This window comes from Streptomyces sp. NPDC050546, assembly GCF_044457425.1.
Classification (GTDB): Bacteria; Actinomycetota; Actinomycetes; order Streptomycetales; family Streptomycetaceae; genus Streptomyces.
On the sequence record NZ_JBITGX010000006.1, the window covers coordinates 102,534 to 124,099 of the forward strand.

A 21,566-nucleotide genomic window follows, 5' to 3' on the forward strand; every position below is an offset into this window, starting at 1 on the left:
GGCGCACCCCGGGGCAAGGGGTGCGATGCGGGCCGCCCCGGCCCGTTCAGGAGGGGCGGGTCAGGTCAGCGCACGCGGCCGGCGCCCGCGCCGGCGTTGACGATGCCCGGGACCGACTTCGCCGGGTCGACCCCGGCCCGCAGGGTCGGCGTCCAGCCGGCACCCGACTGGAGCGTCTCCCCGGGGATCTCCGCGTTGTGCACGGCGATCAGGTCGACGGCCTTGCCGTTGACGTAGTTGGCGTTCGCGGTGACCGGCGCCTCGTTCCACTTCTTGAGGATCTTCCCCGTGCTGATCCCCTGCGCGAGCGTGAACGCGTTGTGCTCGGCGACGAGCCGGGACTCCTTGCCGATGCCGTAGACATAGCCCCACTTCTGGCCCTTGGTGACCACGAAGTGGTTGTTGTACGAGTCGACCTGCCCGAAGCGCACCCGCGGCGCCCGCTCGACGATGCCCTCGAAGCGGTTGTGGTGCAGGGTGACCTTGAGCTTGCCCGTGTCGTCGGCGGTGGCGCTGTCGCTGTTGCCGATCAGCATGGTCTTGTCGTGGTCCTTGAACGAGTTCCAGGACACGGTCACGTGATTCGAACCGCGTACGACGTCGGCGAGACCGTCGTGCTGCTGGTAGGTCTTGCCGAAGTAGGACGGCAGGGAACTGTCGGGGTGGCGGCCGTCGGTCAGTGTGTTGTGGTCGATCCACACATGGGTGGAGCCGTAGACGACGACCCCGTCGTACTCGGAGTTCCAGGCGCCGGTCTTGTTGTCGTCGGTCGGGTCCCACTGGGGGAAGCAGTCGACCGGGGCCTCGATGGTGAGGTTGCGGACGATGACGTTGTCGACGCCCTTGATCTGGAGGCTGCCGCCGAGGATCCCGGAGTTCTTGCCCACGCCGATGATCGTGGTGTCGGCCGGAACGCTCGCCTTGATGGTCTTGTCCTGCTGGGCGGCGGACGCGGCCCGCAGGTCCTCCTGGGCACCGCTGACCGGCTTCTCGTGCCCCCAGACGGCGGGGTCGTAGTCCGCGAGGTACTTCTGGAAGTCGTACCCCTCGGCCTCGAACGCCTCGCAGCCCTGGGAGACGGCGTCGATCATGCCCTTCACCTTGATGATCCTGGGTGCGGAACCGCCGTCCTTCAGGGCGGCCTTGAACTGCTCCCAGGTGGTGACGGTGTAGACGTGCGCGGCATCGGCGGCGGCACCGCCGCTGGTGCCGGTGCCGTACGCGCCCCACCCATCGTTCGCCCCGAGGGTCTGGCGAGCCGCGTCCCGGGAGCCGGCCTGCGCGGTGGTGCCGCTCAGGGACAGCACGAGCGCGGTGCACCCGACCAGGAGGGCGACCCTACCAATGACATGATCATGACACTTCTGGATCTTCACGGTACGGCTCTCTTCCTTCTTCTGTGTCGAGGGGTGTTACGCGGCGGACTCGGGCCAGCTGATCCAGGACTCCGGGATCTCCGCCTCCAGCCGGCACACATCGCGCGGCCCGAGCACCCGGGCCCGTAGCAGCTCCCGGGCCACCAGCCGGGCCACGGCGATCGCGCCCGGCGGATTGAAGTGCGTGTTGTCCTGCTCGGTCGCGGTCCAGTTGAAGTACGTCTTCGTCCGCTCGACCCCGAGCTCCTGCCACAGCGCGAGCGACAGCGCCTGCGTGTCCAGCAACGCGACCCGCTCCTCGGCGGCGAGCGCCCGCATGGCCGCCGGATACTCACCGTGCGTCGGCAGGACCTTCCCTGCCGCGTCGAACCTCCGCCGCTCGACGGCGGTGGCCAGCACCGGCCGCGCCCCACGGGCCCGGGCACCGTCGACGTACATCCGCAGATGCTCCTGATACGTCGACCAGGGCTCGGTGTAGCGGGTGGGGTCCTCCGCCTTCTCGTCATTGTGAGCGAACTGAATGAGAAGGAAATCCCCCGGCTCGATCACATCGAGAATCGCGTCGAGCCGCCCTTCATCCACGAAGCTCTTGGAACTCCGCCCGTTCACGGCGTGATTGGAGACAGCGAGAGGCCGTTGAAGAAAGAAGGGCAACGCCATTCCCCACCCGGTCTCGGGCGCGGCGGCAGCGTATTTCTGGGCGGCGGTGGAGTCACCGGCGATATAGAGGGTGCGACTGCGTCGGCCATGGCCGGCTTGTGCCGTACCAGCGGCGGATAATCCGAGAGACACCGAGGCAACAGCGGCAACGGCAACCTGTCTTCGACTGAGAGACACCAATACCAACTCCCTTTTCGTCTTGGGGGCGCGGGGAACTGCGCGACAAGCCAGGGACGGCCCGCAGCCTGCACACCACAGGCCGCCCCACGACGAAACCCAGAAAACTAACCGTTCTGCTGGTCCCACTCCTCCTGAGCCGCGTTCAACTGCTCAGCCATCGTGTCCAGGAATTCCTTCGCACTCATCTTCCCCAGCAGCACCTTCTGGAAGTTCGGCTCATTGTCAGCCTTGGAAATCGTGTTCCAGTCGGGCAGGTAGTACGGCAGCTGCACAATCGTCGTCGACCCGTCCGACAACGCGTCAGCGGCCAGCTTCGTGGGCTCGGCCTTCGAGATCCACGCATCCGACGCCGCGTCCGTGTTCGACGGCACCTGCCCCGCCGCCTCGTTGAACCGCGAGTTCTCCGCCTTGGACGTGGCGAACTCGATGAACTTCCAGGCGGCTTCCTTGTTCTTGCCGCTCTTGAACAGCCCAAGACCGTCAACGGGGTTGGACACCTGCACCCGCTTGCCCCCGGCACCGACCGGCTGCGGAATACCCCGGAACTTCTCGCCGCCCAGCGCCTTCACATGGTCCTGGTACGACCCGAGGTTGTGGTTCAGCATTCCGATGGTGCCGGAGTCCCACTGCGCGACCATCTTCGTGAAGTCGTTGTTGAGGTCGGCCGCCGGGGTGACCTTCTTGTACAGCGCCGCGTACTTCTCCAGCGCCGCCACGTTCTTCGGGTCGTTGACCGTGGTCTTGTCACCGCCGGCGTTCCAGAACGACGTGATCCCGGACTGCCCGTACATGGCGTCCAGCGCCTGGGCGATGGACCCGGAGCCACCGCGGATGGTGTAGCCGAACTCGTTCTTGCCCGTGTTCGTGAGCTTGTCCGCGGCCTCGTAGAACCGCTCCCACGTCGTGGGCTCCTCCAGGCCCGCCTTCTCGAACAGGTCGGTGCGGTAGTACAGCACACCGTTGTTCGCGGAGGTCGGAATCGAGTACAGCTTGTCGTCGCCACCGCCGGCCGCCTTCAGCGACTCGACCATGTCCTTGTTGAGCTTGCCGTTCAGCGAGGACTCGCCGAGCCGCTCGTCCAGCGGCTCCAGTGCGCCCTGCGCGGCGAACCCGGCGAGCATCGCCGCGCCCACACCGCCGACGTCCGGCAGACCGCCGCCCTGGAGGGCGGTGTCGACCTTGGACTGGTACTCGGTGGCGGCGATCCCGACGTACTCGACCTTGATGTCCGGGTTGGCCTTCTCGAAGTCGGCGATGATCTTCTTCCAGATCTCGGTGCGGACACCGCCGTTGTTGTCCCAGAAGACGATCTCGCCCTTGCCGCTCCCCTCGGAACCCTTGTCACCGCTCGCCCCGCTGCCGTCGTCGCCGCAGGCGGTGACGGTCAGGGCGAGCACGGCCCCCAGGGCGACGGCCGTGGCGGCTCGCCTGCTTCTGCGAATGCTGATCTTCATTGGTCGGCTCTCTTCTTCTGGATCCAACTGGCTGTGAACGTGCGGGGGGTCAGTGGTGGCGGGCGTACGGAGCCCAGTCGTCCGTGCCCTTGAGGTAGTGCGCGACGGTGTGGGTCCGTGCGGCGGCGTCGCCCAGCTGCGGCCGGTCCGCGGTCACGCCCGCCCCGGCCCCGTGGTTCCGGTACTCGGTGAACCGCGCGTCCTTCCACGAGAACCCGCTCATGTCGGTCCACGGCGAGGACTTGACCGCGGCGGGCAGCTCGGTGTCCCGGATCAGCACCTGGGCGACGGCGTCAGGCTCGCCGCCCGGGTGCCAGGGCCGCCCGAGGTGGAAGGTCCCGTCGGGTGCGTCACTCACGATCCTCGACCGGCTGATCAGGAACCCGTACGGGTTTCCCGTCCACGTCGAGGCGGCGGTGATGTAACCGTTGTTCGTGTCCGAGCCGCGGCTCAGCGCCCGGATCACCGATCGTTCGATCACCGTCGTGGCCCGGCCGTAGACGAAGTCGACGTCGCCCTCGATGTAGGAGTCGCGGATGTAGACCCGGCTGACGGTGGTCAGCTTGGGGCTGTCGGTCATCAGGGTGTCCTGGTTGCCCAGGAACGCCGTGTCCTCGAAGACGATCCGGTCGCCGGTCGTCTTCATCGCCAGCGCCTGCTCGCCCTTCAGCTCGTGCGCGGCCTCGTCGAAGTCGTTGCTGAAGGTGAGGTTGCGTGCGGTCACGTCGTTCGCGGCGATCCGGACGGTGGCGCTCCCCGTCGAGCCTCCGTACTCGGCCGGCGTGTCGAAGACGATCACGGTGTCGGAGCGGTCGCGCCCGGTCCCGCGCAGCTCGATGCCCAGCTTGCTCGCGGGGATGTACACCTTCTCGCGGTAGGTGCCGGGTGCGACGGCGATCGTCACCGGGGTGTCGTTGCCGTCGGGCACGGCGTCCACGGCGGACTGCACGGTCGGGTAGTCGGCCGGTACGTTCAGCACGACCGGGCCGCCGATCCGCCGCTGCGGCCCCGAGAACCGCTTCACCAGTGCGGGCACGGCGGCGGCCGGGTCGAGGCGGTAGGCGTAGAACTCGCGGGGGTCGAACGCCGTGCCCCAGGCGTCGTGCCGGCCCGTGGTGTTCCGCAGGACCGACCCGCGCTGCACCAGCTCGGCGGTGGCATCGGCTTGGTAGGGGTGCTGGACACCGTCGTAGAAGCTGTTCTCGATGACCATCCTCGTCCGGCCGCGCGACCAGTTGCCGTACGTCCACACGGGGTCGCCGTCGGAGAGCTGCGAGGACAGGTAGTTGTTGTAGAGGTGCGCGTAGGCGCAGTTGTCGGCGGACGGGTTGCGCTGCTTGGTGCCCGTGAACCAGTTGTGGTCGACCGTGATCTGGGTCTTGACGTTCGGAGTCCAGCCGATGCCGAAGGTCTTGTTGTTGTTCGTGAACCGGTTGTAGGAGACGGTGACGTACTCGCTGTCCTTCCGGATGTCGAGCTGGCCGTCGCAGATCCGCGAGAACCGAATGTGGTCGATCCACACATGGTGGGCGGTGTCGAGGCGGATGCCGTCGTAGTCGGTGTCCTTGCAGTCCCAGTTGCCCTCGATGGCCGTGTCGCGGATGGTGAGGTTGCGGATGATGACGTTGTGCGTGCCGGGGTCGAGGGTGAAGCCGCCGTGCACGATCTCGGCGGTGTCGCTGACGCCGATGATGGTCTTGTCCGAGGCGACGGGTATCTCCGTGCCGAACGGGTCCATCGCCAGGGCGCCCTTGACGCGGATGACGTAGGGCTCCTCGGCCGCCGCGTACTTCGCCAGCGCGGCCTGGTCGGTGACGGTGACGACCTTGCCGCCCGCGCCGCCGGTGGTGCCGCCGGCGAGGGAGGCGAAGCCGTGCGGGCGGTCGGTCCAGCGGTCCGCGGCGGGCACGGTCTTCGACGGCGGGGCCGCCTGGGCGTCCCCCATCGCCCCGAGGCCCAGCGCGGCGACGAGGCCGAGCACGGCGGCCACGACCTTGCCGTGCCCCGGTCTCGACAAGCGCTTGCTACGGAAGTGCGTCATTGCGGCTCCCAACAGGCGTACGACGGCGGGTGCGTTACGAGGGGCTGATCCGGAACCGGGTGAAGGTCGCCGCGCCGGCGTGTCCCTGACCGGTGGGCGCGAGGGCGAAGAGGCCGAGCAGGGCGCCGACCCAGCGCCACGGGGTGGCGGCGAAGACCGGGCCCGAGGGCCGGAAGCCGTCGCCGGTGTCGGCCGAGAACCGGCAGCGTGCGCCCGCGCCGATCTCTATCCGCAGGCGGGCCCGGCCCTCGGGCGCGAGCCGCGGATGGGCGGCGTCGCGTTCGGCGTCCGCGACCCCCTCCGCGAACCGGTGCACGAGGTGCGCGGTCCCGTCCGTGCCCCGCTGCAGACCGATCCAGCCGAACGCGTCCCCGAGGACCGCGAGTCCGGCCCGGGCCCCGGGCTCGTCGCTGTCGAGCCGCAGCTCCACCTCGACCGTGCGGGGCGCGCCGGGCAGCCGCTGGGTGAGCACGCTGGGCAGCTTGCGCAGATCGTGGGCGTCGGCCGAGCGGACGCAGGTCAGCCTCAGCCCGTCCCCCGAGTGCTGGGTGGCCCAGCCGTCGCCCGGGTTGGCCGTCCACTGCCATTGGCGGCCGTACCGTCCGCCGGGAAAGTCGTCGTCGGTGGCGGGCGCGGCGGGCGGCTGCGGCGGCAGGTCGGGCACCGCGTGTACGGCGACGGGGGCGCCGTCGTCCCCGAGCACCGGCCAGCCGTCCGGGCCCCAGCGCATGGGCTGGAGGTGGACAACTCGGCCGTAGGCGCCGCGCTGCTGGAAGTGCAGGAACCAGTCCTCGCCGGTCGGGGTGCGCACCCAGCCGCCCTGGTGGGGGCCGTTGACGTCGGTGTCCTTCTGCTCCAGGACGATCTTCTCCTCGTAGGGCCCGAAGAAGCCGCGCGAGCGGAAGGCTCCCTGCCAGCCGGTCTCGACGCTCCCGGCGGGGGCGAGGATCCAGTACCAGCCGTCGTGCTTGTAGAGCTTGGGGCCTTCGAGGGTGAACCAGCCGGGTATGCGGTCGGCGTCGACGATCACCTTGCCCTCGTCGAGGAGTTCGGTGCCGTCGGGGTGCATCCGGTGCCCGGTGAGACGGTTCTTGATGCCGGAGCGGGACTTGGCCCAGGCGTGCACCAGATGGGCCTCGCCGGTCTCGTCGTCCCACAGGGGGCAGGGGTCGATGAGGCCCTTGCCGGCCTTCAGCAGGTGCGGCCGGGTCCAGGGGCCCCTGATCTCGGGGGCGTTGACCTGGAAGATGCCCCGGTCGGGGTCGCCCCAGAAGATCCAGAAGCGTTCGTCGTGATACCGGAGGGACGGGGCCCAGACGCCGCAGTCGTGGCGGGGCCGCTCGAACTCCTCCGTCGGTTGGAGACGGTCCAGCGCGTGGCCGACCAGGGTCCAGTTCACCAGGTCGCGGGAGTGGAGTAACGGCAGGCCGGGGACGCGGCCGAAGCTGGAGGCGGTGAGGTAGAAGTCATCCCCCACGCGGACGACGTCCGGGTCGGACCAGTCGGCGTCGAGGACCGGGTTGCGGTAGGTCGGGGTGGTCACGGGCTCGGTGGTCACGGGCTGGTTGGTCACGGGCTCACCGCCTTGCGGACCAGGGCGGCCGCGGCGTCCCGGCCGAGTCGTCCGTCGGCGACGACGGTGACGACCCGGCGGACGACGGTCTCGCCCGGCGGGATCGCCAGCCGCTCGTCGTGGGCCAGGGAGGAACCCACCCCGGGGTACTCCCCGGTACGCACGAACCACGGGTCGCGTCGGGTCTGTTCGGTGGCTCCGGCGAAGACCAGCGTCCAGCCGGAGCCGGCCAGGGCGAGCCAGTCGGCGCGTCTGCCGTGCGCCTCGCTCTCGCCCTCGGTGCCCGCGGTGAAGACGTCCGGGGGCGCGGCCTCCTTGCGGGCGCGCCAGAAGAAGCCGCCGTAGGCCGCGCCCGGGCGCCCGTTCGTCGCGGGGCTGCCGATCGACAGCGGGTCCTTGGTGACGTTGGTGAGGGAGAAGGTGAGGTCCAGGGCCCAGGCCTGGTCGGTGAGTTCGGTGGCCGCGACCGTACGGCGCTCGCGCAGCAGCTCGCCGCCCTCCGCCACCCAGCGCAGCTCCTCCACGAAGCCGTCCGGGTCGCGCAGCTGGAACGCGACGTGCCGCTGGGAGCCGTGGTTGTCCAGCTCGGTCGGGCCCTGGTCGCGGACGTAGGTGCGCCCGCCCCAGAAGTTGAACCCCTCGACGTCGGGAACGGCTACACCGACGCCGAGGTGGTGTGCGTGGTCGGCGGGGCTGAGCTCGGTGACCGCCGTACCGGACAGGGTGGTGACGGGATGCAGATACGGGCGCGGGGAGAGCCGGACCGGCAGTTCGGGCCGGGTGACGTACCGGCCGACCGGCCGGCCCGCGACGCGCAGGACCGCGGTGTCGTTGCTGGTCATCGGGTGCTCACCTCGTTCGAGAAGTGCCCTTGCGCCCAGGGGGCGCCGAGCTCGGAGTAGAGGGAGAGGGTGTCGGCGGCGGCCGCGACGAGTCCGTCGACGCCGGGTACGACACGGCGGTTCTCGTCGGGGATCCGGTGCCAGGCGGTGTCCGGCAGCGGTGCCGGGTCGGGAGCGGTGCGGATGGCCTCCACGACCTTCATGAAGGCGCCGGTCTCCTCCGGCGGGACCAGCAGGGCCGCGCCGGTGGTGAGGTGTGCGACGAGGTTCTCCAGCAGGTCGGTACGCCCGTGGTCGGACTCCTCCGGGCCGTGCCCCGCGCGCTGGAGCAGCACCCGGTCCTGCTTGTACCAGAAGGTGATCCGGCCGCTGCTGCCGTGCACCAGGACGTACGGCTCGTCCGACTCCTCGGCGCACAGCGTCGCGGCGACGGTCACCGGGTGGCCCTGCGTGGTGGTGATCCGGACGCAGGAGGTGTCGTCGGACTCGATGGCGTTGGCGCGCAGCAGCTCGGTCTCGATGCCGCTGACGTGCTCGGCGCGGGTGCTGCCGCCCAGGGCGAGGGCGGTGGCGACGGCGTGGGCGAGGGGGTTGGTCAGCGCCCCGTCGATCACGTCGACGCCGTTCAGCCGCCGCTTGCCCGCCCAGGGCGCCCGCCGGAAGTAGTCCTCGTCGCGCACCCAGGCACCGGCCCCGCCGAGTCCGACCAGCTTGCCGATCGCGCCCTCGGCGATCATCTCGCGGATGGCGGGCAGGGCGTGCGAGCCCAGCGACTGGAAGCCGATCTGGCAGACGACACCGGCGGCCGCGACTCCGTCGGCCATGCGGCGGAACTCCGCGTACGAGGGGGCGGGCGGCTTCTCCAGCAGGATGTGCACGCCCCGTTCGGCCGCCGTGAGCGCGAGGTCGGTGTGGGTCTGGATCGGTGTGCAGATCACGGCGATCCTGGCGCCGGTGGAGTCCAGCAGGGCGCCGAAGTCGGCGGACTGCTCGGGTGTGCCGAGGTCGCCGAGCTCCTCCTCGGTCAGCGGCGTCAGCTCGCAGACGCCGACGAGCCGCACGATGCCCTGCTTCTGGAGCCGGCGGATGTTCTCGACGTGCCAGCGGCCGTGGCCCCGGGCACCGGCGAGGACGACGGGCAGAGGCATGCTCATGGAGTCGTTCATGGCGTCGATCATGCGACCGGTCACGGGATCCTCCCCGCTCCCGCGCCGCGGGCCACGGCCCGGTCGGCCGCCGCCGCGCTGTCGACCGGCCCGTGCAGGGTGGGGGTCCAGCCGACGTCGGCCGTCAGATCGCGCTCACTGCCCGAGTTGTAGGCGTTGTGGATGGCGAGCAGGTCGACCGGGTAGCCGTTGAAGAGGGTGCCGCTCTGGTGCAGTGCGCTGCCGTTCCAGCTCTTGACCAGGTCGGCGACCTCCACATGGCCGGGGGCGTGGAAGGCGTTGTTCTCGGCGAAGACCCTCGACTCGGTGGAGACGCCGAGGGAGTAGCGGTAGTCGTCGCCGGTGACCTCGTACCGGTTGTTGTAGACGTGCACCTGCCCGAAGCGGACGCGCGGGGCGCGCTGCACGACCGACTCGAACGCGTTGTGGTGCAGGGTGACCCGGAGCCTGCCCCGGTCGCCGGTGGCGGTGTCGCCGTTGCCGATGAGCATCGCCTTGTCGTGGTCGGCGAACCGGCTCCAGGAGACGGTCACGAGGTCGGAGCCGTTGGTGATGTCCAGCAGTCCGTCGTGGCGCAGGTAGTTGCGGGCGAAGTAGGTGGGTTCCTTCGCGTCCGGGTGACCCCGGTCGGACGCGGTGACATGGTCGATCCACACATGGGTGGCGCCGGTCAGCCAGATCGTGTCGTAGGCCGCCTTCCAGTCGCCGAGGCCGCCGGTGTTGGGCTGCCAGACGGGGAAGCAGTCGTAGGCGTCGCGCACGTCGAGGTTGCGGATGATCACGTTGTCGGCGTTCTTCACCTGGAGGCCGGCGCCCTTCAGGACGGCCGAGTCGCCGAGTCCGACGATCGTGGTGTTGGAGCCGACGGGCAGCACGATCCGCTCGGCCTGCCGGGCGGCGGAGGCCTGGCGGGCCTCCTCCTGCGGGCCGCTGGGCTTGGCGGCGCCCCAGGTGCGGGGGTCGTAGGCGGCGAGGTACTTCTTCAGGGTGTAGCCGCCGGTGGCGTAGTCGGAGCAGTCCAGACGGTCGCCGTCGTCGTCGGTGTTGGCGTCGATGGTCCCGGCGATCCTGATGATCTTCGGGGTGTCGCTGCCGCCGTCCAGGGCGCGGACCAGTCCGGCCCGGTCGGTGACGGTGAAGACGTGCTCGGCGTCGGCGGCCGCGCCTCCGGTGGTGCCTTCGCCCTCGGCGGCCCAGCCGTCGTTCGCGGGCAGGGTGTCGCGGCCGATGTCCCGGTCCTCGGCGTGCGCGGGGACGCAGAGAAGCCCCAACAACCCTGCGGTGAGGGCGAGTTGTCTGAGTCTCATCCCTTCACCGCCCCCGCGCTGAACCCGGTGATCAGCCACTTCTGGATGAAGGCGAACACGATCACGACCGGGACGGCCGCGATGATGCCGCCCGCCGCGAGGGCGCCCAGGTCGACGCTGTCCGCGCTCATCAGGGAGTTGAGGCCGACGGGGATCGTCTGCTTGTCCTGGTTGTTCAGGAACATCAGGGCGAACAGGAAGTGGTTCCAGGAGTGGACGAAGGCGAAGGAGCCGACGGCGATCAGGCCGGGCCGCAGCAGCGGCAGCACCACGATCCGGAAGGCCGTCATGCGGTTGCAGCCGTCCACCCAGGCCGCCTCCTCCAGGGAGTACGGCACGTTCTTGATGAAGTTGCTGATCAGGATCATCGACAGCGGCAGCTGGAAGACCGTCTCGGCGAGGATGACACTGCCCAGCGAGTTGATCATCTGGAGCTCGGCGAAGATCTCGAACAGCGGCACCAGCAGCAGCGCGCCCGGCACGAACTGGGAGCACAGCAGCGCCAGCATGAACGCCCGCTTGATCTTGAAGTCGAACCGGGCGAGGGCGTAGCCGCCGGCCAGCGCGACGAGCGTCGTCATCAGCAGGGTGGCGACGCCGACGAGCACGCTGTTGGTGAAGTAGGTACCGAAGCTGCGGTCCGTCCAGACCTTCTCGAAATGGTCGAAGGTCATCGGCCAGGGCACGAGCGAGGTCGAGCCGGCCGGGCGCAGCGAGAAGAGCAGGATCCAGTAGAAGGGGATGAGGGTGAAGACCAGATAGATCCCCAGGGGCAGGTAGACCTGCCAGCGGGGGGCCTCGTCCCAGGCGCGGTTCCGCTTCGTGGATCGCGGCGGTTCGGGGGTGGCGCGCACGGGAGCGGGCGCCGCCTTGGTGGCTTCCTTGACGCTCACTTGTTGTCGCCTCCGAACTTGCTCAGCCGCAGATAGACCATCGAGCAGAAGAGCAGGATCACGAACGCGACCGTGGTCAGGGCGGACGCGTAGCCGAAGTTGTGGGCGTCGACCGAGGTGTTGGCGATGTACAGCGGGAGGGTCGTGGTCTCCCCCGCCGGGCCGCCGCCGGTCAGTGTGTAGAGCAGGTCGACGTTGTTGAACTCCCACACCGCGCGCAGCAGCGTGGACAGGATGATGGCGTCCTTCAGATGCGGCAGCGTGATGTGCCAGAACTGCTTGATGCGGCTGGCCCCGTCGACCTCGGCGGCCTCGTAGAGGTCCTTCGAGACGGACTGGAGGTCGGCGAGGATGAGGATCGCGAAGAAGGGCACACCGCGCCACAGGTCGGCCACGACCGCCGCCGGGAACACCGTGGAGGTGTCCGACAGCCAGCTCGTGCCGTAGGAGCCGATGCCCATGTCGGCGAGGTAACGGGTGATGCCCGTCTGGGAGTTGTAGAGCAGCACCCAGATCGCGGAGGTGAGCACGCCGGAGACGGCCCACGGGGAGAAGACCAGGGCGCGTCCCAGGCCCCGGCCCACGAAGGTCTGGTTGACGATGAGGGCCAGCGCGAGACCGAACAGCAGCTGGAGTCCGACCTCGACGAAGACCCACTTGGCGCTGAAGACCAGGGTGTCCCAGAAGACCGGGTCCTTGGTGAAGGCGTGGACGAAGTTGTCGAAGCCCGCGTAGCCGTTTCGCCACGGCTTGGTGGGGTTGTAGTTCTGCAGGCTGTAGTAGAAGACGCTGATGACCGGGTAGGCGATGAAGCCCAGCATGAGCAGGGCGGCCGGGGCGATCAGCAGGTACGGGAGCCTGCGCGGCGTGGCGGAGGCCCGGCGCCGCCGGGGTGGCGCGGGCGGTTTCGCCACGGCTGCGGCTTGGGCCATGACAGGGTCTCCGATCTCGGTACGGCTTGCGTTCGTGGCGCGGAAAGCGCTTTCTCGCGGTGCGTGAGTGCCTCTGGAATGCGCGGTACGGGTTGCCTCTTACTGTGTGCGTGGCGAGTGCGGATGCGTTGTGGCTTGTCGCGCAGTTCCCCGCGCCCCTGGGTTGGGCCGGTCAGCTTGCGTAGGGATCCGGGGCCTTGCCCGGCCTTGCCAAGAACTCGAAGTCGCAGCCGGTGTCGGCCTGCGTGATCTGCTCGTTGTAGAGCGCGCCGTAGCCGCGCTCGTAACGGGTGGGCGGCGGTGTCCAGTCCGCCCTGCGCCGCTCCAGCTCCTCGTCGTCCACGTTGAGCTGGAGGGTGCGGGCCTCGACGTCGAGCGTGATCATGTCACCCGTGCGGACGAGGGCGAGCGGGCCGCCGACGTACGACTCGGGCGCGATGTGCAGCACGCACGCGCCGTAACTGGTGCCGCTCATCCGGGCGTCGGAGATCCGGACCATGTCGCGGACGCCCTGCTTGAGCAGGTGGTCGGGGATGGGGAGCATGCCGTACTCGGGCATGCCCGGGCCACCCTTGGGTCCGGCGTTGCGCAGCACCAGAACGCTGTCGGCGGTGATGTTCAGCCCGGGGTCGTTGATGGTGCGCTGCATCGTCTTGTAGTCGTCGAAGACGACGGCGGGCCCGGTGTGCTTGAGCAGGTGCCGCTCGGCGGCGATGTGCTTGATGACGGCGCCGTCGGGGCAGAGGTTGCCGCGCAGTACGGCGACACCCCCCTCGGCGGCGACCGGGTTCGCGCGGGTGCGGATGACGTCGTCGTCGTGGACGACGGCGTCCTCGAGCTGCTCCCTCAGGGTGCCGTTGACGGTGGGCCGGTCCAGGTGGAGCAGGTCGGTGATCCGCGAGAGGAAGGCGGGCAGACCACCGGCGAAGTAGAAGTCCTCCATGAGGTACGTCTGTCCGCCGGGGCGGACGTTGGCGAGCACCGGCACGGTGCGGGCGATGCGGTCGAAGTCGTCGAGGGTGAGCTCGACCTGGCAGCGCCCGGCCATCGCGATCAGGTGGATGACGGCGTTGGTGGAGCCGCCGAGCCCGAGGACCGTGGTGACGGCGTCCTCGAAGGCCTCACGGGTGAGGATCCGGGACGGCCTGAGCGCGGTCCAGGCGAGCTCCACGGCACGGCGCCCGGAGGCGGCGGCCATCCGCTCGTGCCCGGAGTCCACGGCCGGGATCGAGGAGGCGCCCGGCAGCGTCATGCCGAGGGCCTCGGCCGCGGCGGTCATCGTCGACGCGGTCCCCATGGTCATGCAGTGACCGGGTGACCGGGCCAACCCGCCCTGTAGTTCCCGGAGTTCGCAGTCGGTCAGGTTGCCCGCGCGGTGCTCGTCCCAGTACTTCCACATGTCGGTGCCGGACCCGAGGGTCTCACCGCGCCAGTGGCCGGGCAGCATCGGCCCCGCGGGCACGAAGAGGGCCGGCACGTCGGCCGAGGCCGCGCCCATGAGCAGCGCGGGCGTCGACTTGTCGCAGCCGCCGAGCAGCACCGCCGCGTCGATCGGGTACGACCGCAGCAGCTCCTCCGTCTCCATCGCGAGCAGATTGCGGTAGAGCATCGGGGTCGGCTTCTGGTACGTCTCGGAGAGCGTGGCGACCGGGAACTCCAGCGGGAAGCCGCCGGCCTGCCACACCCCCCGCTTGACGGCCTCGGCGCGCTCGCGCAGATGGACGTGGCAGGGGTTGATGTCGGACCAGGTGTTCAGGACGGCGATCACCGGGCGGCCCCGGTACTCCTCCGCCTCGTAACCGAGCTGGCGCATCCGGGCGTTGTGCGACCAGGTGCGCAGCTGGCCCTCGACGCCGTACCACTGGTGGCTCCTGAGGTCCTCGGGACGCAGCCTGCCGGTCATATCGACCACCCCGCGGCGATCGCGGCGACCTCGGCGCGCTCGCTCTCCGGCAGCGGCTTGCTCGGCGGCCGGACCTCGCGGCGGCACAGTCCGAGGGAGGCGAGAGCCTCCTTGACGACGGTGACGTTGTTGGCGGAGCCGCTGTCGGCGCGCAGTTCCTCGAAGCGGCGGATCTGCTCCCAGACCTTCATGGCGGCCGGGTAGTCGCCGGAGCGCAGCGCCTCGATCATGTTCAGGGAGACGGCGGGGGCGACGTTGACGAGCCCCGAGGTGAAGCCGGTGGCGCCCGCGGAGAAGTAGGAGGGGGCGTACGGCTCGGCGAGCCCCGCCACCCACACGAACCGCTCAAGCCCCGCGTCCCGGGCGAACGCGGCGAACTTGGCCGCGTCGGGGACGGCGTACTTCACGCCGATGACGTTCGGGCAGGCGTCGGCGAGTTCGGCGAGCCGGGCACCGGTGAGCTGCGGGTTGCGGACGTATGGGACGACACCCAGCTCGGGCACGGCCTCGGCGATGGCCCGGTGGTAGTCGACCCAGCCGCCCTGGGAGACGTAGGGGTGCACGGGCTGGTGGACCATCACCATCTGGGCGCCGAACTCACGGGCGTGCCGGGCTGAGGCGACCGCGGTGGGCACGTCGTGACCGACCCCGACCAGGACGACGGCCCGGTCCCCTGCCTCGTCCATGGTCAACTCGGTGACCAGACGGCGCTCTTCGGGGGTCAGGGCGTAGAACTCGCCGGTGTTGCCGTTCGGGGTGAGGGTGGTGACGCCGCCGTCGAGCAGACGGCGCAGCAGGGCCCGGTAGGTGTCCTCGGCGACGGAGCCGTCCTCGGCGAACGGGGTCACCGGGATCGCCACCACGTCGGCCAGGGCCGCCCGCTGGGTCTCGAACGCCACGCTGCTCATTGCTGACCTTCCTGTTCCAGTGCTGCCTCGGGGAAAGCGCGCCGCACGAAGGACGCGATGTGCGAGTGGAGGGCACGGGCCGCGCCGTCGGCGTCGCCGTCGAGGGCGAGCCGCAGGATCTCGCGGTGCTCGCCGGCCTCCCGCTCCCAGGAGGGCGAGGCGGCCCAGGCGACGGCGGAGACCAGGGCGGCCTGGTCGCGGACCTCGTCGAGCATCCGGCCGAGCAGCGGATTGCCGCAGGGCAGGTACAGGGCGCGGTGGAACTCCCGGTTGGCGAGGGAGCGTTCGGCGGTGTCGATGGCCGCGTCGGCCCTGGTCAGCGCCTCACGGGCGGCGTCCAGGGAGGCCCCGCGCTGTACGGCGCGCTTCAGTGCCTCGGGTTCCAGCAGCAGCCGTACGTCGTAGACCTCGCGCGCCATGTCCGCGTCCACCAGGCGCACGGTGACGCCCTTGTACTGGCTCATCACGACCAGCCCGGTCCCGGCGAGGGTCTTGAGCGCCTCGCGCACCGGGGTCTTCGACACCCCGAACTGTGCGGCGAGCTCGGTCTCGACCAGCGCCTGCCCCGGCGTCAACTGCCCGGTGAGGATGCGGTGTTTGATCCCTTCCAGCACGAACTGCGTGCGGGAGGGGATCGGCGTGGGCACAGAGGTCATGCGCGCCTCTCGGATCTCGCGTCTCGACGGATCGCGTATGGGATCTCGCGTATCGCGTCTCATATATGACGTACGAAGTACGACGCGATGACGGTAGGAGGGCGCGTGGGGTTCGTCAATGCTTTCGACAGAGATGGTTGTCGGCGGACCTCACGCGCCGGTGTGCGCCAGGACCAGCCGGCGGCTTCGTTCCGCGTGCTCGGCGAGGGTGCCGTCCCCTTCGGAGAGCTCGGCGAGGTAGAGCAGCAGGTCCGTCACGGCGTCGAAGTCCGGTCCGCTGTCGAGGAACGTCCGAAGGGCCTCCGCGCCGGTGCCCTCGGTGTCGAGGAGGAGCGCCCGGAAGAGGGCGAAGTACCTGGTCGCGTCGTCGCCGGGAGTATCGACCGGGTGCTCCAACAGGGCCGCCCACCGGTCTCGGCAGGCCTCGAATCCCGAAGTCACCGTGTCCAGCATGAGCTGTTCGAAGAGGACTCCGCGGTCGCCTGGTTCGGCCACGATCGCCTGCTCGAGGTCCTGCCGGGCCAAGGCGTAGTGGCCCGCCTCCCGCCGGGCGATCCCCCGGCGTTCGAGGGCCCAGGAGAGATCCGGGTCGTGCTCCAGAGCGGCCGTGAAGTCGGCGACGGCCTCCTCGTGGCGGCCGGTCTGGCGGTGGGCCTCCCCGCGTTCCGCCAGGGCCTCCACGAGGGTCGGGTCGTGCTCCAGGGCGGCGGTGAAGTCGGCGATCGCCTCGTCGAGACGGCCGGCCTCGCGGTGGGTCTGACCACGCTCGGACAGAGCCCAGCTGGAGACGGGATCAAGAGCCAGGGCGGCCGTGAAGTCGGCCACCGCCTCCTCGAAGCGCCCCGCCTGACGATGCGCCTGCCCACGGGACACCAGCGCCCAGACATACCCCGGATCCACAGCCAACGCCGCCGTGAAATCCGCCACCGCCTCCTCGAAACGCCCCGCCTGACGATGAGCCGCCCCCCGCTCCGCCAGAACCCAGTCGTTACGCGGTTCACCCTCCAGAACGGCACTCAGATCCGCCACCGCCTCCTCGAACCGACCGGCCTGCCGAAACGCCTCACCCCGACGGGCCAGAGCCCACACATAAGCCGGATCAAGAGCCAGCGCCGCCGTGAAGTCGGCCACCGCCTCCTCGAAACGCCCGGCCTGACGATGCGCCTGCCCACGGGACACCAGCGCCCAGACATACCCCGGATCCACAGCCAACGCCGCCGTGAAATCCGCCACCGCCTCCTCGAAACGCCCCGCCTGACGATGAGCCGCCCCCCGCTCCGCCAGAACCCAGTCGTTACGCGGTTCACCCTCCAGAACGGCACTCAGATCCGCCACCGCCTCCTCGAACCGACCGGCCTGCCGATACACCTCACCCCGACGGGCCAGAGCCCACACATAAGCCGGATCAAGAGCCAGCGCCGCCGTGAAGTCGGCCACCGCCTCCTCGAAACGCCCGGCCTGACGATGCGCCTGCCCACGCTCCGCCAGGGCCCAGTCCAGCGTGGGGTCCGCCTCGAGGGCGGCCGAGAGGTCGGCGACCGCCTCGTCGAGACGGCCGGCCTCACGGTGCGCCTGGCCCCGGGACGCGAGGGTCCACATCGAAGCGGCGTCGATGTCCAGTGCGGCGGTGAAGTCGGTGACCGCCTCCTCGAAGCGGCCGGCCTCCCGGTGGGCTTCGCCACGGTGGGAGAGGGCCCAGGAGTAGGAGGGGTTGATGGCCATGGCCGCCGTGAAGTCGTCGACGGCCAGGTCGTATCGGCTGTCGAGGCGGTGGGTCTCGCCCCGCTGGGCGAGGGCCCAGGCGTACGGGGGGTCGAGTTCCGCGGCGGCCGTGAGGTCGGTGACGGCCTCGGCCGTGCGGCCCGCCGCCCGGTGGGCCACACCCCGCTCGGCCAGGGCCCAGGCGAGAGTCCCGTCCAGTTCGAGAGCCGCGGTGAAGTCGGCGACGGCCTCCTCGTGACGCCCGGCCGCCGTGTGGACCAGCCCGCGCTGGGCGCGGGCCCACGCGTAGGTGGGATCGATCTCCAGGGCCGCCGTGAAGTCGGCGACCGCGGCGTCGTGGCGACCGGCCTGCGAGTGCACCAGCGCGCGGTGGGGCAGGACGTCCGCGGCGAGGCCGGCATCAAGGCCCAGGGAATCCGTGAAGTCCGCCATGGCTTCCCCGTACCGGGCCGCCGCACGGTGGACCTCACCGCGGGAGGCGAGGGCCCGCGCCATGGTCGGGTCGAGCGCGAGGGCGGCCGTCAGATCGGCGACGGCCTCCTCGTTGCGGCCCGCCTGGCCGTTGGCTTCGCCCCGCCGGGCCAGGGACCAGGCATCCGTGGGGTCGAGTGTGAGCGCGGTCGTGAGGTCGCTGATCGCCTGCTCCGAGTGGTCGAGCCAGCGATGCAGGTCGCCTCGGTAGGCCCAGGCCCGGGCGTTGCGCGGATCCGTGGCGACGGCCAGGTCCAGCGCCTGGGTGGCTTCGTCGTCGCGGTCCGCGAGGTAGAGCTGCCGACCGCGGTAGGCGTGGACCCAGGCACGGGCGGAGATGTCCAGGCCGCCGTGGGCCAGCAGGGCGGCCAGGGCGGCGAGCAGGGGCTGGGCGTCCGCGGCGGCGCTCTGGAGCCGTTCGGCCCAGGTGAGCAGGGCCGGATCGGCGCTGTCGCGGGCGGCCTGCGCGAACCCGTCGATCCACTGGCGAAGGATCTCGGCATCCTGGCCGGCGGCGTGGACGGCCTCCTCCAGCGTGGCCGGCAGTTCGGCGGCGGGATGCGCGCACAGCCGGTGGTACGTCTCGTCCAGACGGTGCCTGCGCCATCTGGGGTCACCCCAGCGCTTGGCCTCGGGCAGTCCCTGCTCGGCGGCGGCGCGCCAGGCGGCGTGCGCGTCCGCCAGCCGCACGTGCGCGGTGGTCCAGCGCTGGGGAGAGTGGGCGCGCTGCTGACGGACCATGCTCGCGCGCACCACGGCGTGGTACTGCTTGAAGTCGCCGCGACCGCTGACGAACGGCTGCTCGCACAGCCACTGCCAGAGCTGACGGGCCTCGGCCGGTACGGCGGTGGCGAAGATGTCCTCGTTCAGCTGCGGCGCGAACGCGCACGCCAGTACCGTCTCGCGTTGCCGCCCGTCGGTGATCCACTGGACGAACCGTTCGACCGCCAGGTCCGCCACGTTTCCGTCGGCGGCGACGTCCTCGGCCGCCGCCGGCCGGGTGAAGGCGAGGAGCTCCACCAGCAGGGGCAGCCCCATCGACAGCTGCAGCACCGCCTCCACCACATCGGGTTCCGTCACGCCCCGGGCGGCGAGCAGCGCCCTCGTCTCCGCGACGGTGAACACGTCGAGCGGGACGTCCGCCACCAGGGCCCGCAGCGGAGCCCACTCACGTTCCGCGAGTTCGTCGCGTCCGGCCAGTACGACCATCACGTTGACGGGTAACGGACCGAACGCGTCCTCCAGCAGGTCGCGCAGCCACCCGTCCAGGTAGCGGCCGGTCACTTCCCAGGTGTCGAGGAACAGCACGACCCACGGGTGCCGGCCGCAGAGGCGGCCCAGTTCCGAGACGAACGCCCGGCTCACCTCAGCCGCGTCGCTCGCACGGGCCCGGCGGGGGCGGGTCCGGGCACCGGAACGAAGCCGGTCCAGCCCCTGTGCGGCGGCGTCGGGGCTGGCCATCGCGGCGACCGGGGCGGCACCCGGTATCAGCGAGACGGCCCCCAGGGCGGCCTGCGCCACCACCCTGCTGGACACCGAGGCGTCCCCCTCGGCCGGCACCGGCTCGACGGCGGCCTCCTGCTCCCGGCGGTACTGCTCGGCCGCCCGGTCGTACTCCTTGAGCGGCCCCGCCTGCGCGGCCAGCTGCCGCGCCAGCTCCGACAGGGCCTGCTGCACGCCGTGGACGTCGCCCTCGTCCACCACCGCGGTCACCGCGCCCGCGCGCCGGGCGGCCTCCTGCCACTGGCGCAGCAGCGTGGACTTGCCCACGCCGCCCACGCCGCGCACATGGAACAGGAACTCGGCCGGGTCCTCCTCCGAATACGGGTCCCTCCCCAGGTTCTCCGCGAACAGCGACAGCTGCGCCCGCCGGCCCACGAAGCGTGCCCGTGTGCGCTGTCGGATCATTTCCCCCCGCGACCGGCCGCGCCGCCCCGAGCCCGCCATACCCCACCCCGTTCCGACCACCACTTCGTGCGCCGTCACCCCCGGCCATTCTGCCGCGCCGAACGGGGCGTGGGGCGGTGAAGCGGAGGCACGGACGTCACACCGTCCGGGCCGGGCACACCCGGGGCGGGGGGGCGTCACGCCGTTGGGGCCGAGCGCACCCGCCGGGGGGAGACAGGCGTCACACCGTCCGGGCCCGGGAGCACCCGCGGCGGAGGCACGGACGTCACACCGTCCGGGCCGGGCACACCCGGGGCCGGGGCAGCCCGGCGGCCGCTGTCGCGGGCCGGTTCCGGCTCCTCAGGAGACGCGTGTCCATCCCGGCTCACGCCCGCTCAGCCCGACGGCCCGGTCCAGCAGCGCGGCGTCCGCCTCGACTGGTACGACGGGGCCGAAGATCTCGGGGCGGTCCGGCTCGTCGGCGGCGGCGGCGAGGAAGTCGTGGCAGGCCTGGAGGGCGGCCGGGTCGGGGGCGTAGGACTGGCCGGTCGCGCGGGCCAGGTCCCAGCCGTGGATCACCAGCTCGTCGGTGGCGACGAGGCCCGCGATCTCGCCGGGCAGGTCGACGCTCCCAGCGCGGGTCATGCCGGTCCACGCGGCGGGATCACACCAGGCCTCGGCCATCTCGCCGAGCACCTTGGGCAGCTCCTCGCGCCAGCCGGGACCGAGCTCGGGCACGGTGGAGTCCGGGCGGGTGTCGGTCGTGACGCCCAGGTCCTTGCGGCCTGCGTCGCGGAAGGCCCGGGCGAGTCCGGCCAGGTGGGCCAGCACGTTGCGCACCGCGTACTCCGGGCAGGGCGTCGGGTCCGCGAGCTGCTCGTCGGTGACGCCCTCGGCCAGGCGCGCGACGACCGCGGCCTGTGGTCCGAGGTCGAGGGTCGGGGTCTGGGTCGTGTCGGTCATCGGCTGCTCCTCCTGGTTCCGTTCCTGGGAGGTAGACCGACTCCGGCCACGGAACTCATCGCCACGGAATCGTGACCCATGGCCGGCCAGCCTAAAATGCGCATAGGGGTCATTCCAGGCGCCTTCGGTGGCAGGTGGTGCGTGATGACACAGGACGTCGAGCTGAGACTGCATCTGGAGTGCGAGCTGGCCGATGAGCCCGTGCGCGTGTTCCGAGAGCTGACCGACCCCACGGAAGTGGCCCGCTGGTGGGGCCCCGACGGGTTCAGCACCCCGAGTGTGGAGATCGACCTCCGCCCCGGCGGTGCCTACCGGATCGCGATGCAGCCCCCGGAAGGCGATCTGTTCTACCTGGTGGGCGAATACATCGACGTCGATCCCCCGGTAGGCCTGTCGTACACCTTCCGCTGGGAGGATCCCGACCCCGAGGACCGGGAGACGGTCGTGACGCTGTCGCTGCACGACACCGGCATCGGACGGTCCGAGCTCATCCTCGACCAGGGCGACTTCGCCACCGAGCGGCGGCGGGCTCTCCACGAGGAAGGCTGGAGTCAGGGCCTCGGCAAGCTCGGGGAGTTGCTCGCCTCACGAGCGTGACGACGGCCGGCCCTGTCCACTGGAATTAGGGCACT

At 70.7% G+C, this 21,566-nt stretch carries 16 protein-coding genes; 1 reads left to right on the forward strand and 15 read right to left on the reverse strand.

The window, feature by feature from the left end:
* Positions 1–65: 65 nt before the first annotated feature.
* From ACIBK5_RS16530 to ACIBK5_RS16600, 15 genes are all read right to left on the reverse strand, one after another.
* A complete protein-coding gene (locus ACIBK5_RS16530; protein WP_399020203.1) occupies positions 66–1,376 on the reverse strand; it encodes a polysaccharide lyase family 1 protein in 1,311 nt (436 codons plus the stop codon).
* A 36-nt stretch (positions 1,377–1,412) separates the two neighbouring features.
* Entirely contained in the window at positions 1,413–2,213 is an 801-nt protein-coding gene (locus ACIBK5_RS16535; protein ID WP_399020204.1) for a rhamnogalacturonan acetylesterase, read from the reverse strand.
* Positions 2,214–2,320: 107 nt separating this feature from the next.
* On the reverse strand, positions 2,321–3,670 hold the full coding sequence (locus ACIBK5_RS16540; protein ID WP_399020206.1) for an ABC transporter substrate-binding protein: 1,350 nt from the start codon (positions 3,668–3,670) through the stop codon (positions 2,321–2,323).
* Between the two features lie 49 nt (positions 3,671–3,719).
* Positions 3,720–5,711, reverse strand: a complete 1,992-nt coding sequence (locus ACIBK5_RS16545; RefSeq protein WP_399020209.1) for a pectinesterase family protein — start codon at positions 5,709–5,711, stop codon at positions 3,720–3,722.
* Between the two features lie 34 nt (positions 5,712–5,745).
* Positions 5,746–7,254, reverse strand: coding sequence for a family 43 glycosylhydrolase (locus ACIBK5_RS16550; protein WP_399020808.1), 1,509 nt, complete (start codon positions 7,252–7,254; stop codon positions 5,746–5,748).
* A 26-nt stretch (positions 7,255–7,280) separates the two neighbouring features.
* Positions 7,281–8,126 (reverse strand): PmoA family protein, encoded by an 846-nt coding sequence (locus tag ACIBK5_RS16555; RefSeq protein WP_399020211.1) that lies wholly within the window; start codon positions 8,124–8,126, stop codon positions 7,281–7,283.
* On the reverse strand, positions 8,123–9,274 hold the full coding sequence (locus tag ACIBK5_RS16560; protein WP_399020809.1) for a Gfo/Idh/MocA family protein: 1,152 nt from the start codon (positions 9,272–9,274) through the stop codon (positions 8,123–8,125). The genes ACIBK5_RS16555 and ACIBK5_RS16560 overlap by 4 nt, the downstream gene beginning before the upstream one ends.
* 38 nt (positions 9,275–9,312) lie before the next feature.
* Positions 9,313–10,599 (reverse strand): polysaccharide lyase family 1 protein, encoded by a 1,287-nt coding sequence (locus ACIBK5_RS16565; RefSeq protein WP_399020212.1) that lies wholly within the window; start codon positions 10,597–10,599, stop codon positions 9,313–9,315.
* A complete protein-coding gene (locus ACIBK5_RS16570) occupies positions 10,596–11,492 on the reverse strand; it encodes a carbohydrate ABC transporter permease (protein ID WP_399020214.1) in 897 nt (298 codons plus the stop codon). The genes ACIBK5_RS16565 and ACIBK5_RS16570 overlap by 4 nt, the downstream gene beginning before the upstream one ends.
* The gene (locus ACIBK5_RS16575) at positions 11,489–12,424 is read right to left on the reverse strand and encodes a carbohydrate ABC transporter permease (protein ID WP_399020217.1); all 936 of its coding nucleotides are present in this window, start codon (positions 12,422–12,424) and stop codon (positions 11,489–11,491) included. The genes ACIBK5_RS16570 and ACIBK5_RS16575 overlap by 4 nt, the downstream gene beginning before the upstream one ends.
* 172 nt (positions 12,425–12,596) lie before the next feature.
* The gene (gene araD, locus ACIBK5_RS16580; protein ID WP_399020218.1) at positions 12,597–14,327 is read right to left on the reverse strand and encodes an L-arabinonate dehydratase; all 1,731 of its coding nucleotides are present in this window, start codon (positions 14,325–14,327) and stop codon (positions 12,597–12,599) included.
* Positions 14,324–15,235, reverse strand: coding sequence for a dihydrodipicolinate synthase family protein (locus tag ACIBK5_RS16585; RefSeq protein WP_399020220.1), 912 nt, complete (start codon positions 15,233–15,235; stop codon positions 14,324–14,326). Before ACIBK5_RS16585 ends, araD begins: the two co-directional genes overlap by 4 nt.
* The gene (locus ACIBK5_RS16590; protein WP_399020222.1) at positions 15,232–15,891 is read right to left on the reverse strand and encodes a GntR family transcriptional regulator; all 660 of its coding nucleotides are present in this window, start codon (positions 15,889–15,891) and stop codon (positions 15,232–15,234) included. Before ACIBK5_RS16590 ends, ACIBK5_RS16585 begins: the two co-directional genes overlap by 4 nt.
* Before the next feature lie 150 nt (positions 15,892–16,041).
* Positions 16,042–19,992: a tetratricopeptide repeat protein gene (locus ACIBK5_RS16595; RefSeq protein WP_399020224.1), complete on the reverse strand. Its 3,951-nt coding sequence runs from the start codon at positions 19,990–19,992 to the stop codon at positions 16,042–16,044.
* 339 nt (positions 19,993–20,331) lie between these two features.
* Complete coding sequence (locus tag ACIBK5_RS16600; RefSeq protein WP_399020226.1) at positions 20,332–20,934, reverse strand: TIGR03086 family metal-binding protein; 603 nt, start codon at positions 20,932–20,934, stop codon at positions 20,332–20,334.
* 144 nt (positions 20,935–21,078) lie between these two features.
* Between ACIBK5_RS16600 and ACIBK5_RS16605 the strand changes: the two genes are divergently transcribed.
* Positions 21,079–21,531 carry an SRPBCC domain-containing protein gene (locus tag ACIBK5_RS16605; protein WP_399020228.1) on the forward strand — a complete coding sequence of 151 codons (453 nt, stop codon included), beginning with the start codon at positions 21,079–21,081 and terminating at the stop codon, positions 21,529–21,531.
* The last annotated feature ends 35 nt before the right edge of the window (positions 21,532–21,566 follow it).